Annotated in this window: 18 protein-coding genes and 1 pseudogene; 5 read left to right on the forward strand and 14 right to left on the reverse strand. The window is 62.8% G+C overall.

The window, feature by feature from the left end; translation table 11 throughout:
- The first annotated feature begins 80 nt into the window (after positions 1–80).
- Positions 81–512 (forward strand): PPOX class F420-dependent oxidoreductase, encoded by a 432-nt coding sequence (locus B4400_RS13455; RefSeq protein WP_078310814.1) that lies wholly within the window; start codon positions 81–83, stop codon positions 510–512.
- A 2-nt stretch (positions 513–514) separates the two neighbouring features.
- Here the strand turns inward: B4400_RS13455 and B4400_RS13460 are convergent, their stop codons facing one another.
- The 6 genes from B4400_RS13460 to B4400_RS13485 all read right to left on the reverse strand — a co-directional run bounded on the left by B4400_RS13460 (position 515) and on the right by B4400_RS13485 (position 6486).
- A complete protein-coding gene (locus B4400_RS13460; RefSeq protein ID WP_078310815.1) occupies positions 515–1879 on the reverse strand; it encodes an aldehyde dehydrogenase family protein in 1365 nt (454 codons plus the stop codon).
- Positions 1880–1881: 2 nt separating this feature from the next.
- Positions 1882–2973 (reverse strand): phenylacetate--CoA ligase family protein, encoded by a 1092-nt coding sequence (locus B4400_RS13465; RefSeq protein WP_078310816.1) that lies wholly within the window; start codon positions 2971–2973, stop codon positions 1882–1884.
- A 121-nt stretch (positions 2974–3094) separates the two neighbouring features.
- Positions 3095–4114, reverse strand: a complete 1020-nt coding sequence (locus B4400_RS13470; protein ID WP_078310817.1) for a 2-dehydropantoate 2-reductase — start codon at positions 4112–4114, stop codon at positions 3095–3097.
- Between the two features lie 52 nt (positions 4115–4166).
- Positions 4167–4559 (reverse strand): RidA family protein, encoded by a 393-nt coding sequence (locus tag B4400_RS13475; RefSeq protein WP_078310818.1) that lies wholly within the window; start codon positions 4557–4559, stop codon positions 4167–4169.
- Between the two features lie 33 nt (positions 4560–4592).
- The gene (locus tag B4400_RS13480) at positions 4593–5636 is read right to left on the reverse strand and encodes a dipeptidase (RefSeq protein ID WP_078310819.1); all 1044 of its coding nucleotides are present in this window, start codon (positions 5634–5636) and stop codon (positions 4593–4595) included.
- 34 nt (positions 5637–5670) lie between these two features.
- Positions 5671–6486, reverse strand: a complete 816-nt coding sequence (locus tag B4400_RS13485; RefSeq protein WP_078310820.1) for a class II aldolase/adducin family protein — start codon at positions 6484–6486, stop codon at positions 5671–5673.
- A 254-nt stretch (positions 6487–6740) separates the two neighbouring features.
- Between B4400_RS13485 and B4400_RS13490 the strand changes: the two genes are divergently transcribed.
- Positions 6741–7370: a TetR/AcrR family transcriptional regulator gene (locus B4400_RS13490; protein WP_078310821.1), complete on the forward strand. Its 630-nt coding sequence runs from the start codon at positions 6741–6743 to the stop codon at positions 7368–7370.
- A gap of 77 nt (positions 7371–7447) precedes the next feature.
- On the opposite strand, the gene B4400_RS24670 is transcribed toward B4400_RS13490, so the two are convergent.
- The 3 genes from B4400_RS24670 to B4400_RS13500 form a co-directional block, all read right to left on the reverse strand.
- On the reverse strand, positions 7448–7612 hold the full coding sequence (locus B4400_RS24670; RefSeq protein WP_170914998.1) for a hypothetical protein: 165 nt from the start codon (positions 7610–7612) through the stop codon (positions 7448–7450).
- A gap of 48 nt (positions 7613–7660) precedes the next feature.
- Complete coding sequence (locus B4400_RS13495) at positions 7661–8371, reverse strand: hypothetical protein (RefSeq protein ID WP_078310822.1); 711 nt, start codon at positions 8369–8371, stop codon at positions 7661–7663.
- Between the two features lie 178 nt (positions 8372–8549).
- Positions 8550–9404 carry an oxygenase MpaB family protein gene (locus B4400_RS13500; RefSeq protein WP_078310823.1) on the reverse strand — a complete coding sequence of 285 codons (855 nt, stop codon included), beginning with the start codon at positions 9402–9404 and terminating at the stop codon, positions 8550–8552.
- A gap of 451 nt (positions 9405–9855) precedes the next feature.
- Here B4400_RS13500 and B4400_RS13505 point away from each other — a divergent pair, with 451 nt between their 5' ends.
- Positions 9856–10533, forward strand: a complete 678-nt coding sequence (locus B4400_RS13505) for a TetR/AcrR family transcriptional regulator (protein WP_170914999.1) — start codon at positions 9856–9858, stop codon at positions 10531–10533.
- A gap of 318 nt (positions 10534–10851) precedes the next feature.
- On the opposite strand, the pseudogene B4400_RS13510 reads toward B4400_RS13505, so the two are convergent.
- Positions 10852–11253: pseudogene (locus B4400_RS13510) on the reverse strand (MspA family porin); the annotation flags it as partial.
- Positions 11254–11517: 264 nt separating this feature from the next.
- Between B4400_RS13510 and B4400_RS13515 the strand changes: the two are divergent.
- The gene (locus B4400_RS13515; protein ID WP_078310825.1) at positions 11518–11862 is read left to right on the forward strand and encodes a histone-like nucleoid-structuring protein Lsr2; all 345 of its coding nucleotides are present in this window, start codon (positions 11518–11520) and stop codon (positions 11860–11862) included.
- A 302-nt stretch (positions 11863–12164) separates the two neighbouring features.
- Here the strand turns inward: B4400_RS13515 and B4400_RS13520 are convergent, their stop codons facing one another.
- The 3 genes from B4400_RS13520 to B4400_RS13530 form a co-directional block, all read right to left on the reverse strand.
- The gene (locus B4400_RS13520; RefSeq protein WP_078310826.1) at positions 12165–12791 is read right to left on the reverse strand and encodes an NADPH-dependent F420 reductase; all 627 of its coding nucleotides are present in this window, start codon (positions 12789–12791) and stop codon (positions 12165–12167) included.
- 239 nt (positions 12792–13030) lie between these two features.
- On the reverse strand, positions 13031–13456 hold the full coding sequence (locus B4400_RS13525; protein ID WP_078310827.1) for a nuclear transport factor 2 family protein: 426 nt from the start codon (positions 13454–13456) through the stop codon (positions 13031–13033).
- Positions 13457–13502: 46 nt separating this feature from the next.
- A complete protein-coding gene (locus tag B4400_RS13530) occupies positions 13503–14438 on the reverse strand; it encodes an SDR family oxidoreductase (RefSeq protein ID WP_078310828.1) in 936 nt (311 codons plus the stop codon).
- A gap of 249 nt (positions 14439–14687) precedes the next feature.
- Here B4400_RS13530 and B4400_RS13535 point away from each other — a divergent pair, with 249 nt between their 5' ends.
- Positions 14688–15170 (forward strand): MarR family winged helix-turn-helix transcriptional regulator, encoded by a 483-nt coding sequence (locus tag B4400_RS13535; RefSeq protein WP_078310829.1) that lies wholly within the window; start codon positions 14688–14690, stop codon positions 15168–15170.
- A gap of 628 nt (positions 15171–15798) precedes the next feature.
- Here the strand turns inward: B4400_RS13535 and B4400_RS13540 are convergent.
- Positions 15799–16416 (reverse strand): TetR/AcrR family transcriptional regulator, encoded by a 618-nt coding sequence (locus B4400_RS13540; protein WP_078310830.1) that lies wholly within the window; start codon positions 16414–16416, stop codon positions 15799–15801.
- Positions 16417–16506 lie beyond the last annotated feature (90 nt).

The raw sequence follows: 16506 nt of genomic DNA on the forward strand, positions 1-16506 counted from the left end.
TCAGGGACTATCGCGCTTCCGGGCCAGAGCGTCCTTCCATTGCGGGAATGAAATCAGCCGCAACGGGGTAGACATCACACATGGAACTCAACGATGCCGGCCGCGCTCTGATCGGAGCGGGCGTTGACGCCACGCTCGTCACCATCAACCCCGACGGCACCCCACAGGTGTCCGTCGTCTGGGTTGCCCTGCAGTCCACGTCAGAGGGCGACGAGCTGGTGTCCGCTCATCTGTCGGGCAACTACAAGAAGCTGCGCAACATCCGGCGCGATCCGCATGTCGCCCTGACCATCCTCGCCCCTAGCCAACCCGGCCAGCAGCGCCAATACCTGTCCGTCACTGGTTCCGCGCGAGTGGTCGAGGGAGGCGGACTCGAGGTACTCAAGGGGCTGGCCGTCGCCCTGCTCGGCTCCGATGAGTACTTCCCACCGCCCGGCTCCCCGGATGGATACTTGACCCGCGTCCGCATCGAGTCGGTCGGTGGTCAAGGCCCCTGGGCGCAACAACCCTGAGCTCAGCCTCTGATGACGCCCTTGGTGCGCATCAGAAAGTCAGCGAGAAAACCGTCATGCGGGATATCGGGTGCCGAATATGAGGTGAGGTGTGCGCCGCTGTACACGTTCGCCACCGTCGGCTCGTTGAGGAGATCATCGATCAGCCCCTCGTCATCGGTGATCGTGTTGATGACCAGCGAATCCCGCAGCGGGGCAAGCCCGTCGGCACGCGACCAGGGTGCTATCCACACGCACGGGAAGGCAAACTCGGTATTGAGCGTGTCGATGTCGGGTAGTTCGAGCAGATGCACGGCCGGTCTCAGCGCGGCCGAGCCGTCGCCGAGGTCCGCCACCACCTGCGCGGCGCCCAGCAGCGGTGTGGCGCCCCGAGATTTCGCCGCCAGATGCTCGGCAAGGCGCCCGGCGGCGGCTAGAGGCTGGACCGGCAGAGCGGCACGTTCGTCGGCGATCGGCAGCGGCGCGATCGTCGCGAGCCTGCCAGCGATCGCCTCTGCCAACAGTCGCGGATCGCCCTCGTAGAGAACGGCCGTCGCGTTGGTGCAGGCCATGCCGCCCTGCCCGCTGATCGACTCGACGATGACGTCGAGGTAATCACGCCAGTCCTGTTCTGCGGTGATCAGGATCTTGGTGCGGCCCGGTCCGTTCACCATCACCGTCGGGTCATGGGCGTACGCGTCGACCACGTCTTGTCCGCCGTAGACGACGGCGAGGTCGGCCGCGGTGATGATCTCGGCGGCACCCGCATGGTCGGTCGGCAGGTACAGCGCATCTTCGGGCCGAAATCCCGCCTGGCGCATTGCATTGACGAGTCGGTGTCCGGTAAAGGGTTCTCGCCGCGACGGGCGGATCGCCACCCGATATCCCAGGGCCAGGGCCTGCGCCCACCCACCGTGAACACCGGGGCTGTTCCCCGATGCGTGCACGGCAAGCACCTCCCCGCGGCGCGCCCACACCGCGCTCCCCCGTCTGGTGCGTTCGTCGCGCCAGTCCAGAGCCGCACCCTCCGGCCGGGCCGGTGCCACCGCGTCGACCGCCCGATCCACCGCTTCGGCGACACCACGGGCACTGAATCGCGCAAGCGCGATCGGCAGCCCCGATACCCGACTGACCATGTCGACATACTGCTCAAATCCCATACCGCCGATCTCCGCGGTGCCAAAGATGTTGGCAGCCTTGGCCAGAGCGGCCTCACGCAGATCGGCGGGAAGCGGCCTGACATTGCGCTGCGCACGAATGCTGCGGATCACATACAGCGGGGGCACGATGCTCAACTCGGCGACCGGCGCCCCGGTCACATCGGTGATCGCCTCGTGGGTGCGGGTGCGGTACTCGCCGCCGGGGCCGAGTGCATCAAGTGCAATCACGATCAGTAGACGCCCTCGATCACCGGCTCGCCCCCGAAGGTGGCCACGGGAACTACCTCGCTGACGGAATCGCCCACCTGGCCCTCGGGTCCGCGCATGCGGATCGCGCTGTCGCGTTCGAGGTTGTTCGGAATGAACATGCCCTTGCTGATGTGGTTCATCACCACCTGACCGCGCTCTCCGTAGGGCACGCACTCGCCTGTTGCGGGATCGATCACCCAGAAGACGACGTAGGGCGTCCGGGGGTCGAAGACGAAGGCATCGCCGTCGACTCGAGTCTTGGCCTGGGACAGGATCATTGTGCTGCCGAACGCCATCGTGATCGCGGCCGCCGGGAAGATTTCACGAAGTAGATCGAGGGTGTCCAGATCAACGTGGGCACCGCTGATCAGTATGTAGCGGATCTTCTGGTTCACCAGGTCCACCATGGCCTCATCGCGGGCGATAGCGCCTAGCAGCGGCGGGCTGGTGTGCAGATTGGCCACGTGCTGGGTCTGCAGAACGAACCGTGCCTGCTCCAGAACATGCTGGACATAACCCGACACCTCGGCGGTGGCATTGCGTGCAGCGAGCTTCTTGACCCACCGCGGATCCAGGTCCACCGGATAGAACACCGATCCGAGCCGCTCACTGACTGCGCGGGAGAAGTGGCCGACGCCGTGCGGACCGCTGGGCATGAGGAACAGCAGGCCCTGACCTGGCACGAATCCGCCGGCGGTGAAGTCCTCGATCTGCCAGCGGGTGACCTGTTCAACCCAGTCGGGCAGCTGCGCCGTGCGTTTGGGCGCGCCGGTGGTGCCGCCCGATTCGAAGATCCTGGGCACCGGCGCCGGGGTTCCATAGCCGCGCGGAATCAGGTCCTCGACGGGCGCGTTGCGCAGCTCGTTGACCAGGTTCGGGAACAGCCGAAGGTCGTCGAAAACATTCACGTCGGTCAACGGATGAAAGTCCAGGGCCTGGGCGGTACGCAACCAGAACGCCGACCCGGTGTCCTCCCCGAAATGCCAGTTGATCGCGGCACGCAGGTAGGCCTCGGGATCTGTCACCGCCCCGGTTCGCGGAACGTCCAACAGTGAGAAATCGACCTCGACCATCCCGCAATCCAAGCCCTACAGACTGAGAGATAGAACTGCTCGACTCGCTAGTTCATATGTGTTGCAGTGGAATTAATCGAGCGGTCACGACGCGTTCGCGTGGAGGTCACTCGATCGGCCGTCACGTGGCGTGGCTTCCTGCGCTGCGAAGCTCGACCTCTCGGCGCAGCTCCGAACCCGACCACTTCTTGTCACCGGATGAGCTGGCCTCGCGGACGAGGCTGACGAGCGCGGCGTTGACGGGCGCCTTCGTGCCGAGTTTCTGGGCAAGCTTGACGACTTCGCCATTGATGTAGTCGATTTCGGTCGGCCTGCCACGGGTGATGTCGTCGAGCATGGATGAACGCGCCTGAGGGTCGATCTCGACCATCTGTCGCGCCAGCAGGGCGAACACCGAGTTGGGCATCCGGAGCACCCAGGGCATGAGTGCGAGGGGCGCCGCGAGAGGGCCGACCACCGGCTGGTTGTTACGGCGCAGAAGGCTGAGGGCCTCCCGCTGGGCCGCGGCCAGCACCAGGCGGTACTCCCGCTCTCCCAGTTCGGCTTTCAACGGTAGGCCCGAGAGCGCGTTCACCGCATTGTTGAGGTTCACCACGAGCTTTCCCCACTGGACCGCTGGCATGTCGTCACGCACGGCAGCGGGTAATCCGCTGTCCGTGAGTGCGTCCGCCAGGGACTCTGCTCCGACGGAGATCGAGAGTTTTCCCTGTGTGCCCTGATGAAAGTGCGCCGGCCCGACCTGTGCGACGTTGAAGCCGACCATTCCGGTGATCACACGGTGCTGCTTGACGTACCGCGATATCTGAGCCGGATTGCTGATCCCATTCTGCAGACTGACCACCACTGCTCCGGGGCGGAGCCTGTCGGCCAGCGATTCCGCCATCTTCGGGGTCGCGGCCGACTTCACGGTCACGAGCACGACGTCGGCGGCGCGCACCGCATCGATGTCCTCGGAAAACACGCAATCGTGTCCAGGGATCGTCGCCGACCATCCCTGATAATCCGACAGAGCGAGGCCGTGCTCCGCGATCGACTGACCAAGGGTCCCCCGACCGACGTACACGAGGTCATGGCCCGCGGTCTGCAGTCTGCCGCCCACATAGCAGCCGACGCTTCCGGCGCCGGCCACGGCGATTTTCATTGAACTCCAACCTGAATGCTCTGCGCGGCAGAGAGGCGCGGTCTGCGCATGACTATTCCCCTGTCCCGGAAAGTTTCGCGAGCGCGTCTATCTCCACCAACAACCCGGGCGGCAGCCCGCCGAAAAGAGTCGTGCGCGCCGGGTAGGGCCTGCTGATGGTGTCCTCGAACGCCTTATTGAGTTCGGCGAATCCTTCTGGGGCATGAAGGAATACCCGGAGCATCAGCACATCGCCGAGGTCAGCGCCCCCAGCGTGCAGGATCGCCTCGACGTTGCGCAGCGCCTGGATGGTCTGCTCATAGACGGTATCGCCCGCCAAAGAATGGGTCTGGGCGTTGATCCCCGCTTGGCCCGACACCTGCAGAGTGTCACCAATGCGCACGGCCTGCGAGTAGGCACCGACGGGATGCGGTGCCACAGCGGTTTCTATCTGGACCTTTGCCATCCGAACTCCTTTACTACCCATTGAATTGGCTGGTTACGTGGTACGTGCGCTCCCCGGTGGAGCCGGGAGGGTCTGCTTCAGAACGCGCAGGGCGTTGCCTCCGAGAATCCCGGTGGCCTCGGAAGCATCGAAGCCGGTGCGCAACAGTGCGTCGATCAACGATGGGAATCCGGTAGGACCGTCGAACCCCGGGACATACCTGGGTATGCCGTTCATATCCGTTCCGATGCATAGGTGGTCGGGACCGACCAGCCCCGCAAGATGCGAGGCGTGTCGGGCGAACTCATCCAGGTCGCGCATGCCCACGCCGCGAAACCTCATCGGCCACAATCCGATCAGCCCGCCGGTGGCGGCTATCGCGCGCGCCTCCGCGTCGCTGATGTAGCGCGCAAACTCATGGACCGCTGCCGCGCCGGTGTGCGAGCTGACCACCGGAGCCGACGTCTGATCGCATACGGCCACGGTGGTCGATGCGTCGGCATGCGCAAGATCGATCAGCATGCCCAGCCGGTTCGCCTCTGTGACAACCTCTTTACCGAGGGCGGTCAGACCCGAGGAGTAGCGCCCGGCACGCACAGCCCTGCTGCCCCGGCCCCCGGACAGCGAAGTGCTGATCGTTCCGAGGCCATTGTCGGCGTAATGGACCAAACCCAGCACCCGCACTCCCCCGCGATGAAGGTCGATCAGCCGATCCGGTTGCGTACCCACAACATCGGCGCCTTCGATGCCGAGCATGACGGCTGCGGCGTCGCCGCCTTCGATCTGCTCAACCGTGTCGACCACGGCAATACCCGCAGCCGAGGCCTCCGCACGCGCCAGAGCCAGCTGGCTCTGGACACCGTGCCACGGAGAACGGAACCGCCATGCGGTGCCCAGCAACGCATCTCCGACTGCGGTGACGACCGCGAGATTTACCTTGCCGGTCGACAATGTCGACAACGGCTCGGACGGCATACCTATTGTCTTGGCGCCCAAGGCGCGCAGCCATCGCGGCACGATACTGAGCCCGTGGGTGTGCATATCGACCGTCAGCGCGGTGTCACTCAGCCTCTTGGACTGCTCGGCAGTGGTACTCATCCGCGGCGACCCTCGAATACGGGTAGCGCCGACCTCAACGAAGAGCCTCCGGGGCCGTCCTGATCACGTCGTCCCACAGCGGCTGGAACTGGAACCATCCGGCAGCCGGGGTGCCGATCTGGCTATAGACCGAGACGGCCGTGTCATGGTCGATCGTCCGGGGTTCCCCGGCGGCCATGGCGAGGAGCTGAGCTTGGCAGGAACGCTCCATCGTGATGAACCACCAGGCGGCCTCCGCCACCGAGTGGCCCACGGTGAGCAGCCCGTGATTCTGCAGGATCACCGCCTTGGCCGGCCCAAGCGCAGCACCGATCGCCTTGCCCTCTTCCAGGTCCGTAACCACACCGCGATAGTCGGTGTACACAGCGTGGTCCTGGTAGAAGGCACACGCATCCTGCGTGATGGGTAACAACGGCTGCCCGAGCGAGGAGAACGCCTTGCCATGTATCGAGTGTGCGTGCGCGGCGGCGATCACATCGGGCCTGGCCTTGTGGACCTCGGAGTGAATGCAGAAGGCCGCCCTGTTCACGGGGCGACTGCCGGTAATCACATTGCCGTCGTGATCGACCTGGATCAGATCGGACACTGTGATGTGCCGGAAATTCATGCCGAAGGGATTCACCCAAAACGTCTCGGGGAACTCCGGATCGCGAACGGTGATGTGCCCGGCCACCCCTTCGGAAAAGCCAAACGCCCCGAAGACCCGGAACGCTGCCGCCAACTCGCGCAGCCGGCGGTCACGCTCCTCCTCGACCGTCGCCGCGGGTGTCGGGCTCATCGGGTCTACATCGGCAGAACCGACCAGGTACGCGGACAGCTCTTCGCCCACCACGACGTCTCCGGAGGTCATGTACTCACCTTTCAATACAGTTCTGTATCTATTGACCACAAGCTACCCCTGCCACCGAAAACCCGTCAAGGGAAACCGCACACGAGGGTGTCACAGTGAATAGCGCCTGTTTCCACATCAATCAGGTGGCTGACCATCGTCAACCTTCCCATCGACGTCTCGGTGATTCGCTCACCATTCCGCGCGGACAACCTTTATGATGCATAGTTGTATTGAAAATGGACCTACAGTCCGCACCACCGGAAAGGCGTCCCATGGCGACTGGCTCGACTCGCCGGCGCGAACAGACCCGTGCGCGCCTGATGGAGGCGGCGCTCGATGTGTTCGCCGACCGCGGATTCCATGGCGCCAGCATCGAGAACATCTGTGAGACAGCAGGATTCACGCGCGGCGCGTTCTACTCGAATTTCGCGGGCAAGGATGAGCTCTTCTTCACCCTGTTCGACGCCAGCGGTGAGCAACTGATCGCTCAGCTGCGGGCGGCGCTGGACGAATGCCGCACGAGCCCCGATCCCCTCAGCACATTCATCCGCGCTATCGACGACAAAGGCCCCGCACAACGCCGCTGGTACCTGATCAGCATGGAGTTCACGCTCTACGCGATCCGGGATCCGGGCGCCGCGGTGGCGCTGGCCGAGCATGACGCTCGGCTACGGCGCGAGGCGGCCGGCATCATCAACGAACTGATGTCGATTGCCGACCGCGAGCTGATCATCGACACCGAGTTGATCGCACGGCTCGCAACCGCCCTGCGCGAAGGAGTGGCCGCGCAGTTCTATGTTGAACCCGAGCTGCCCGAGACACGCATGCTGGAACGACTGGCCTTCCCCGCCATGCTGCGCGCATTTTCGCGCCCGATACGCGCGACAGCGGACGGCGCATAGCGACGACCGCCGCACCTGCGACACCCCCGATACAAGAAAACCCACTGTTACCGTGGGCCGGCCGCAGTAGATGGAGGTCAGTCGGCATCACCCGGCGAGAAGACCTCTTCGAGCGCCCCTATCTGCCGCACCGACTCCGCACTCGAGGATGCGCCCAACGGGATGTTCCTCAACGACGGGAGCCCAGAGGCGGCTGCCGGATGCTGTGTCGCTGCGGCACTCTTGATGGTCAGCGGGGCCATGATTCGATTTCGGCAAGCATCGTGCTGTTGTGCGGCAGACTGCCGCTCTTATCGGCTACCGGGCGTCGTTGTATGCAGTTCGGCCCGTGCTACGCGGATTAGTTCAATGCTGATCACCGTTCCCCAGAGACCGAGTGCTGCTGCCGGGACGTACACACCGAAGAATCCGTTGTAGGCGAATGGCCCGGTTTTGACGTGATTGACCAGGAATGAGGTACCGAACAGTGCTCCGCAAAGGAGGCTGAAGTATCCGATCCAACGTGGATGTAGTTGCCGGTGTTGAGGAGTGGTGAGAATGGGTATGCCGAAGGAGAATATCCAGACAGTGAACAGCGGCCAGATGTAAAGCAGGAGGTACCAGGCTGCGTCGTTCAGCATCTGCGGAATTTCAGGGCTGGTCCAGGTTCTGAACGCGGCAATCGCAAAGCAGGCCGGAACAAGGAAGGTCGCCAGTAGCGTTGCCCCGAAGGTTGTTGCGCTCATGTACGTGAAGATGGGGAGCCTGCCCTCCAGGAGCCTGGTCCTGGCCACGAGCATTGCGCCCCACGGAGCGAAGAATCCTATGCCGATCACCATGATGAGGGCACCGAGTCGGATGCGATCACTGTTCCGCGCGAAGAAGGTGGCAATCTCGATTGCTGAAGCGTTGGGGTTGGGCACCGGGAACAGAAGCCGCGCAACAACAATGAGGCCGACTGCGTAGAGTGCTCCGCAGATATTCAACGCGGCTCCGCACCACAGCTGTATGCGATATTGCATGTGCGGTTCCGACGCTTTCCTGGATGGTGCAATGTTTCCCAAGGTACTACCTCTTTCAATGAGGGTGCTACCGCTAATGAACGCGCTGAATTAGCAGTGGACCTACCGAATGAAAGTCCTTTGTGGAGAGCCTATCTCGGCCCTGCGTTTGCCTGACGGCGGTAGATGGGCTTGGTGATCAGACAAGTTGTTTACCTTGAGCGATCCTGCGGCGAAGGTCCCATAGGTAGTAGTTGAACGGGAACATCCGGATCATCGCGGGTGACCGTCCGAGTATCGTGCCGGCGGTGCGCATAACCTTCTCAAATCGGCGTTGTTGAGAATCGGTCCATGACATTCGCATCTGCTCGCGCAGCTGCGGCGGCAGGAACCCGGCGACGAAGAAGCGGTGGCTGCCCGCGAATACCCAGCGCAACGGCAGGGGCAGCATCTTTAGGTCGATCAATGCGTTGAAGTAGGCGCGCACTGTGTCATCGATTGAGGCGAGAGCGAGATTCTCGTCCCAATACCTCGCGAAGGCGGCACGATCTGCCGGCCACATGGCCGGCGGAAGCTGCAGTGTTGTACCCAGTCGCGCGCAGTGTCGATAAAGAGCGTCGGCGTCCGCATCGCGAATCGGCCCAGATAGCAGTGCGGTGGTGTCGGCGACGCCCTTGTAGAGACACGCCGCGACCCACAGCTGCAGATTTTTGTCGAATGCGTTGTACTTCACCGGGCTGTGGGGCCCGGACCTCACCTGTCGGTGTGAGACGTTGACCGCGTCGCGGTATGCGCGCCGTTCCTCGTCGGTGCCCAGTATGGCAACCGCTATGTAACTCAGCGTCGTCCGCAACCGTTTGATCGGGTGCAACATGACGCTCCCGCTGTGCACGGGGCTTTCGATCACCCCGTAACCGATAGGCGCCTGGCTTAACTGCATGATCACATTGGCCGTTCCATTGACGAAGGCGGCGATCCCCGTGGTGTAGTCCTCAGGATTGAAGTCAGCCGCCGGATTGAACCCGGGCTGAATTTCCTGTTGTGCAACGGTCATATTTCATCTCTCCTTGAGCGCTGTGCCGAATATGGTCGGTGTTTCGATTCGTTTGTGGCTGTTGCGATGTCGCAGGCCACGAGCGGTCCCGGCGGATTACAATGCGAAATTCGTGGCAGTCAACGCATAGTCCGCATGGTGGCCATCACCTCGAAATCGATGCGTCCGTCGGTCCAGGACGTGTCAACGACATGGTGGCGGCGGGCATGTCGAACTGCGATGAGAGTCGGCCTGGCTGACGCTTCCGCGTGGGCGGCTTGTTCAAATAGCAACGCGGACATCACTGTTCGGCAGAGCAGATGTGACAGCTTAATGGCGTTTGCTTCGGTGGCGGCTGGTTCCAACTTCGGCAGAACCCTCCATTGATGAGGTCGGTCATTCGAGCCTCCTTCATCTGATCACGACTGTAGACAGATATACTATCTGCGCACAAGTGTGTCAAGATATTCGGGTGACAACCGAAGCCCGGGTGTACGGCGGCAAAACCGGTGACCAACGTCGCGCCGAACGACGCACCCGGCTACTCGACGCCGGCCTTGAGTTGCTCGGCAACCACGGGCTGGCGGCCACCACCGTCCGTAAGGTCTGCGAATCCGCCGACCTACCCTCGCGATACTTCTACGAGAACTTCTCCGATATCGACGCATTCACGGTGGCCGTTTACGACCGCATCATGGATGAACTGATCGATCTCGGCCGTGACACGCTGGCGCACACACCGCCCGACATCGCCACGCAAGTCCGCGCCAACCTCAAATGCGCCATCGACCTCGCCGCCGACGATCCCCGGAAAGGCCGCGTCGCGCTGAGCCTCGCCCTCGCCAGCCCACCGTTGGCTCAGCGCCGAAGCCACGTTGCCGAACGCATCGCCACCATGATCGCGGACCTCGGCAGCGACTACCTTCACCCCAGCACCAACCGACAGCAGCTACTGACCGCCACCCGATTCGTCGTTGGCGGGTTCGCCGAAATCCTCACTAACTGGATCACCAACCCCACCAGTGCCACCCGCGACGAACTGCTCAACGACTGCACCGGGCTATTCCTGGCAATCCTGTCAACCGTCCTGCCGCCATCACCACACGAGCCGACAGAAACCAGCAAATTCGGCGGCGTTCTCGTCCGATGAGTTGGCGGTGCTACTGGATCTGTCGATACCGGCCGCGGTGGCCGCCAACCGCGTAGGCTGCGTTGAGCGCGATGTCCGTCGGCTACGCGATAAAACCTGAAAAGCATTACGGCTCACCTCATAAGCAACCACTGACGCTAATGACTGGCCGCTGGGTGCACAAGGATCTTCAATCGCATCCATTTCAACCCTAAGTGCCTGCTGTCCGGCTCGGTCGAACCCGCTTCCGGGCTTTCAAATTCACTGGGAGACTTTCAAATTTCTTGCGGCCCAGTGTGATACGCACGTCCGAAAGCAATCAGATCTGTTGCGCCCAAACTACTTCATGTCCCAGGTTTCGCCGTAGGTCGTCACGCTGTCACCGGCAGCGCTGATCAGCCGAGCGTAAGGGCGCAGCAACACACCGCCCGCCGCGCCGGTGACCGTGCCGTGCGCATTACTCACCGCCACAGCACCTTTCGCTCCGGTGACCGCGACGGAGAAGGTGGCAACTTCTTCGATGCCGGGGCCGTTGCCCAGATCGACGTTGATTCCCGCGCTAGGCAGCAGGTTGGTGGTCTGAACGTAGGAGGCCTCCGGACCTCCATTGGGGAAAACACTCGGAATGCTATAGAGGATTGAGGTGTTCGGGGTCGTGTAGTTGAAGTTCAAGCCCACACCAAGTGACCACGGGTACCCAACCTGATAGCCAAGTTCCAGAGTGCCCTCGAATGCTTCAGAATCCGGGTTGAATGTATAAAGCTCTCGACGTCAGGCGGCTCAGAGCGCAACCTACCAACCCGCCGACCCTCGCGGGGCCGAATCCACGTGTCCCAGGACGCCAAACAGAAAGATCCGCCGCCCTAACCACCCCAGACCGACGTGGCGCCAATCACGGTGCATAACCACATATCCGTACCCGCCTGCGCGGATATGCCGTTGCTATTCCGTCGCATCTGGCATGCTGTTACTGGTAAGTAACTCTCCTTCAGAAGGACGTCCGGAATGGCCAAAAAGGTCACTGTAACGCTCGTTGATGATGTCGATGGCGAGGTAGCTGCCGACGAATCCGTTGAATTCGGTATCGACGGAATCACTTACGAAATAGATCTTTCGTCAAAGAATGCCGAGAAGCTCCGCAACCAGCTGTCTATTTGGGTTGAGCATGCTCGTCGTGTCAACGGTCGTCGCCGCGGCCGTCCCAGCCTGGGTTCAGGCCGGAAGCGACCAAGCATCGACCGCGCGCAGAGTGCAGCCATCCGCAAGTGGGCCAGCAAGAATGGACATTCGGTGTCATTGCGTGGCCGCATTCCCTCTGAGGTTATTGACGCATTCAACGCAGCGAACTGAGGCCGAATCTGGCCGGGAGCCGAACGGCTTATCTCTAATGATGCGGGAGATACTCAGTCCGCATGCATCGATCGCCACAAGTGCACGAAGCCCGTTGAGTTGCTCGTGAGTAACACATGCATCCGGTTTCCGCTGTGCCTGCCATGACTCTCGCGGTGGTCGTGTACGTGTTAGCACTAGCCCCGAACTCATATTTCTGCTAACCCACGCATTCGAGCAGCGCAATCGAGTGATCCATCAGCAATCGCGGGTGCGCAGCGGCACCTCGTTCTTTGACCGCTCGGACTGGCGTGCAAGGCGGCTCAGCCCGAGAATTCGGTGGCGCCGAGGGCTACGTCAAAGTTGTCCAGTCCATAACGGGCGAGGCCCATAAGAACCAGCCCCGTTCCCTCCAGCCAGTGCGCCATAGTTAAGCCGCCGACGTCCAACGGGCGCAGCCCGAGACTGGCGATGAACTCCGACACGCGCGCCTTGGCCTGCGCATCGTCGCCTGCCATGAACACATCCAACGTCCGACCCTTCTCCAGGGCGTGACCGAAGACGGTGTTGAAGGCCTTCACCACACGGGCGCCGGCCGGAGCCGCCTTGGCTATTTCCTGGGCGATCGAGGTGTCAGCGGGGATAGCGAGCCCGTCGGCCTTGGCATTGAAGGGGTTGCTGATGTCAACGATGACCTTGTCTGCCAACGCGTTTCCATATTGGGTGACGACCGGCACGACATCGGCATACCTCAGGGCCACGATCACAATGTCCCCGGCCGGGGCGGCGCCGAACTCTCCCGTCGTGGTGCTGCAGCCGAGAGTCGCGGCTAGGTCAGCCGCCTTGGACCGGTCCCGGCCGATGACCTCGACGGTGCTGCCTCCCGCTACCGCCAGCGCGCCGATGGCGTGGGCCATGTTGCCGGTGCCGATGATGCTGATGCTGCTCATGAGGTGCCTGTCTTTCCTACTGGACAAAAGGTTGACTACTCCACCATATGCGAATTGGTGGCCATGTCAACCAATCCGGGAAGGTCGCGGTGGACGGAAGCGAACCGGGCGAGCCCTCCGGACACAAAGTCCCGGTGAGCCTGCTCGCACGCCCGGCATCGCCTTTGGCGCGCACGTACGTCCAGGACCCGTCCTGGGCCGACTACCGGAATCCTGGCCGGGCGCTCCGGGGTGAGGCATCACTCCTCGTACGTGCGTAATTCCCAGGGCAGCATGCCGATTGCGGCGGCGAGATTGCGTTGCAGCGCAACGCCGGCCGGCAGAGTTCGGTAGAAGATGCTCACCTCGGCGATCTTGCCGTCTGCGTCGAGCAGGACGAAGAAGATGCCGTTGACCGTGGCGTCTCCGACCTGCAGCCGGAAGTGCGCGGCGTGGGGGGTCTCACCGCTGAGGACCTCCATGTAGGTGTCGTCGGACGACCGTTTGTTGACGGTCTTGATGGCCTCCACGACGGCCTCGCGTCCGCTGACTGGCTCATCGCCAAACGGGCCATACAGCACCACGTTCTCGGCGAGCAGAAGGGTGAGGGTGTTCTCGTCTACACCGCCGTGGATGCAGTCGACGAAGGATTCCAAGGTGGCACGGTGCAAGGCGAACGTGGTCATGGTTACTCCTCCTAGGGTGGGGAATTCGGTTGGCGCGCCGAGGCCGTCAGCTGGCGGCGAAGTAGTGACCGTTGTCCAGATCAGCCATCAGTGCGGGCTGAGTAGGTGCCCAGCCCAAGGTCTGACGCGTGATCAGACTGGAGGCCGGAAGGTCCAGCGTGACCAGATTCGTGAACATGCCGAAGTATCCCGGCAGCATTAGGACATCCACAGGAACGCTCACGGCGGGCAGGCCCAGACGGCTGCCGATGGCCTCGGCGATCTCGCGGAACGGGATGCCCCCATCCTGAACCGCGTGCCAATATCTACCGGCCGGACCCTTCTCCAACGCCAAGCGGAACAACGAAGCTGCATCGCGGATGTGTACGGCGTTCCACGCATTCATGCCGTCTCCGGGGTAGCCGGCGACACCCTTCTCCTTCGCGAGCGCGATGAGCCCCGGGAGAAAGCCGACACTATCGGTCGTGCTGTGCGCGATGAGCGGAAGCCGCACGATCGAAGACCGCACTCCCCGCTCGGCAAGGCCGACTACGGCGCGTTCCACGACGTTACGAACACGCAGCGTGCCCTTGTCCCCCGCCCTGGCGGGAAGGGCCGGGTCTTCCTCGGCGGCCGGTCGGCCCAGGTTTCCAGGCGAGCCGATGCTGCCCGCTGCGACCAGCGGCTTTCCGGTCCCTTCCAGGGCCTCGCCGTAGGCAAGCATGATCGGTAGCTCCGCGGCAGCCACGGCGTCTATCCCGCCGTATGGAAGCAGGTCTTGCCTGTGCGCAACGTGGATGACGCCCTCGGCGTCCGCGGCCGCCTCCTTGAGCCCGTCAAGGTCCTCGAGGTCGCCGCGACGCACCGTCGCGCCGAGCGCGGACAGGGCCGCCGCGGATGCCTCCGACCGGGCCAGGCCGGTGACCTCGTGCCCGGCGGCAATCAGCTCGGGGATGATGTGCGAGCCGGCGTGGCCGGTTCCGCCAGTGACTAAAACGCGCATGTGACTGCCCTTCTGAGATTGATGGAGTGGGTGTTCTTCTTGTGCCGTAGGAAGACTGGCCTGATGTGACGCGAGAGTGGCGGTGCGCGACTGCGTTGTCGGCGGCGAATGCCCGACCGGCCGGGGTGCTGGTCGTGATGCCGATGCTGCTCGTGACGCATCTCGTCCAGACTCCCCGGCAATCAGGTTGACACCTCAACCATAATGAAATTGGTAGACTTGTCAACAAAATGACGAGGGTGGAGACTGATGGAACCGAACTGGCTGAATGCTCGTGAAGCCCGCGCCTGGCGCGCTTTCGTCGACGCGCATCACGGACTCGAGGTCCACCTATCCCGACGCTTGCAGGAATCAGGCCTGTCCGGTGCCGACTACCAGGTCCTGGCGTTACTCTCGGCTCTCGACGAAGGTCGCATGCCCGCTCGCGACTTGGGAAACGCACTAGGCTGGGAGAAAAGCCGTGTCTCCCACCAGGTTCGGCGCATGCATACCGACGGTCTGATCACCCGTGAACCCAATCCCGACGACGCTCGCAGCACCATGGTCTGCTTGTTATCGGCCGGCCGCGCCGCCGTCGAGAAGGCGGCGCCTGGGCACGTGGAGGACGTCCGCCGGAACTTCATCGAGCTGATGACCCCCGCTGAACTCGACATGCTTGCCGCCCTCCACGAGCGAATACTGCACCACCTCGCCAAGGACCACGACTCTTCCACCGAAGACGAGCGCTCATAGCCGAGCCCTCCACCAATGACACCCAAGGTCGCTGACATCCGACGCTCAGAGTGCGTTCGTCGAACTTGACGCTTCTCGTGATATGTGCTGTCCTGCAGTGACATTGCTGCCATGCCCCTTGTCGCCGGATTCGGCACGGCCCCGCCCCGGCCGACTAGTCCCGAGTCTCAGCCAACGTTGACCCCAAGACAGAAGTTCAAGTCCAGTGGCAACCTCACCGGATCGGCTGGCGACCAGTGAGAGCGCATTCGCACCTAGTACCCGCGATAAAGGTACCGAGCAGGTAGGGCCACAACGCCACGAACAAGACCAAACCAATGGCGATCACCCAGACAGCAACGCCGCCGCCTCCCCCACCACGTGACCGTCCGCGGCGCCACCCCTACCCCGACACCCCGAGTCGAAATACCACCCCGGAAGCCGGAAGCACCCCCGCCAATCCCCAGCTTCACCGGAGCAGGGTATCCCCGAAACCAACGCCTCGGACCTGAAATCGGAAGTCCGCGTGTGCTTCCGAACGGGTACGTCGAACAAACTGGCACACGTTATCTACAGTTCGCGAGTAGGTGTATTCGACGGTCACGACGGCAGCAGATCTCGATGCAGTCAAAGCCGACTCGGAAGTCTGTTAAGTCGTCGTCAAGACGTGAGATGGCATCGCGGGTAAGGGCATTGCCGCGATGTCGCGGGCTTCATCCGGGGTAATCCCTAAGGCGCGTAACACAAGTTCGGCCGCCGCTGACCCGGCTTCGCGCCACGTCTGGTGGCCTTCCAGCACCATCCACATTGAGCTGATCGTGGCCCCCTGGACCAGTGATGCCACGCTGTCAACGGTGAGATCGCCCAGTGAATAGCGGCCTGAAGCGATGCCGGAATCGATGTCACGCTGCGGCTGGCCGGTCATCCACGTGCGTAAGGTTTGCTGGCTGAGGCCGAACTTGACGGCGAACCGGCCCATCAGGGGGTTCTCGTGCGCGTACCGCACCCACATGCGTACCCCGATGGCCAGTCGTGTCGCCGAATCGTCGATCCCGGCGAACGTCGCCGCCACTCGCTGATGCAGATCCGTACTGATGGCGCCGACTACACGGTCAAACAGGCCGTCGATCGAGCCCAGGTTCCGGTACAGGGTGCCGCGTGCCAGGTTAGCCTCTTGCGCGAGCTCGCTGATGGTGATCTGCGTGGTGCCCTTCTCGACGAAGAGCCGCATGGCAGCCGTGTAGATGCGGTCGTCGGTCGTCGTCATTGAGCCGCTCCTCACCGCCGTGCGGGTTTACACCGCCGTTCAATGACGAACTCTACCAGCGCAGATTGCACAGATCCCTGACCGGGTGAA

The organism is Mycobacterium sp. D16Q13 (assembly GCF_002013375.1).
Classification (GTDB): Bacteria; Actinomycetota; Actinomycetes; order Mycobacteriales; family Mycobacteriaceae; genus Mycobacterium.

Coding starts and splice junctions, on each gene's coding strand:
- B4400_RS13455 (WP_078310814.1), top strand. CDS start 81: ATGGAACTCAACGATGCCGGCCGCGCTCTGATCGGAGCGGGCGTTGAC.
- B4400_RS13465 (WP_078310816.1), bottom strand. CDS start 2,973: ATGGTCGAGGTCGATTTCTCACTGTTGGACGTTCCGCGAACCGGGGCG.
- B4400_RS13470 (WP_078310817.1), bottom strand. CDS start 4,114: ATGAAAATCGCCGTGGCCGGCGCCGGAAGCGTCGGCTGCTATGTGGGC.
- B4400_RS13475 (WP_078310818.1), bottom strand. CDS start 4,559: ATGGCAAAGGTCCAGATAGAAACCGCTGTGGCACCGCATCCCGTCGGT.
- B4400_RS13480 (WP_078310819.1), bottom strand. CDS start 5,636: ATGAGTACCACTGCCGAGCAGTCCAAGAGGCTGAGTGACACCGCGCTG.
- B4400_RS13485 (WP_078310820.1), bottom strand. CDS start 6,486: ATGACCTCCGGAGACGTCGTGGTGGGCGAAGAGCTGTCCGCGTACCTG.
- B4400_RS13490 (WP_078310821.1), top strand. CDS start 6,741: ATGGCGACTGGCTCGACTCGCCGGCGCGAACAGACCCGTGCGCGCCTG.
- B4400_RS24670 (WP_170914998.1), bottom strand. CDS start 7,612: ATGGCCCCGCTGACCATCAAGAGTGCCGCAGCGACACAGCATCCGGCA.
- B4400_RS13495 (WP_078310822.1), bottom strand. CDS start 8,371: ATGCAATATCGCATACAGCTGTGGTGCGGAGCCGCGTTGAATATCTGC.
- B4400_RS13500 (WP_078310823.1), bottom strand. CDS start 9,404: ATGACCGTTGCACAACAGGAAATTCAGCCCGGGTTCAATCCGGCGGCT.
- B4400_RS13515 (WP_078310825.1), top strand. CDS start 11,518: ATGGCCAAAAAGGTCACTGTAACGCTCGTTGATGATGTCGATGGCGAG.
- B4400_RS13520 (WP_078310826.1), bottom strand. CDS start 12,791: ATGAGCAGCATCAGCATCATCGGCACCGGCAACATGGCCCACGCCATC.
- B4400_RS13525 (WP_078310827.1), bottom strand. CDS start 13,456: ATGACCACGTTCGCCTTGCACCGTGCCACCTTGGAATCCTTCGTCGAC.
- B4400_RS13530 (WP_078310828.1), bottom strand. CDS start 14,438: ATGCGCGTTTTAGTCACTGGCGGAACCGGCCACGCCGGCTCGCACATC.
- B4400_RS13535 (WP_078310829.1), top strand. CDS start 14,688: ATGGAACCGAACTGGCTGAATGCTCGTGAAGCCCGCGCCTGGCGCGCT.
- B4400_RS13540 (WP_078310830.1), bottom strand. CDS start 16,416: ATGACGACGACCGACGACCGCATCTACACGGCTGCCATGCGGCTCTTC.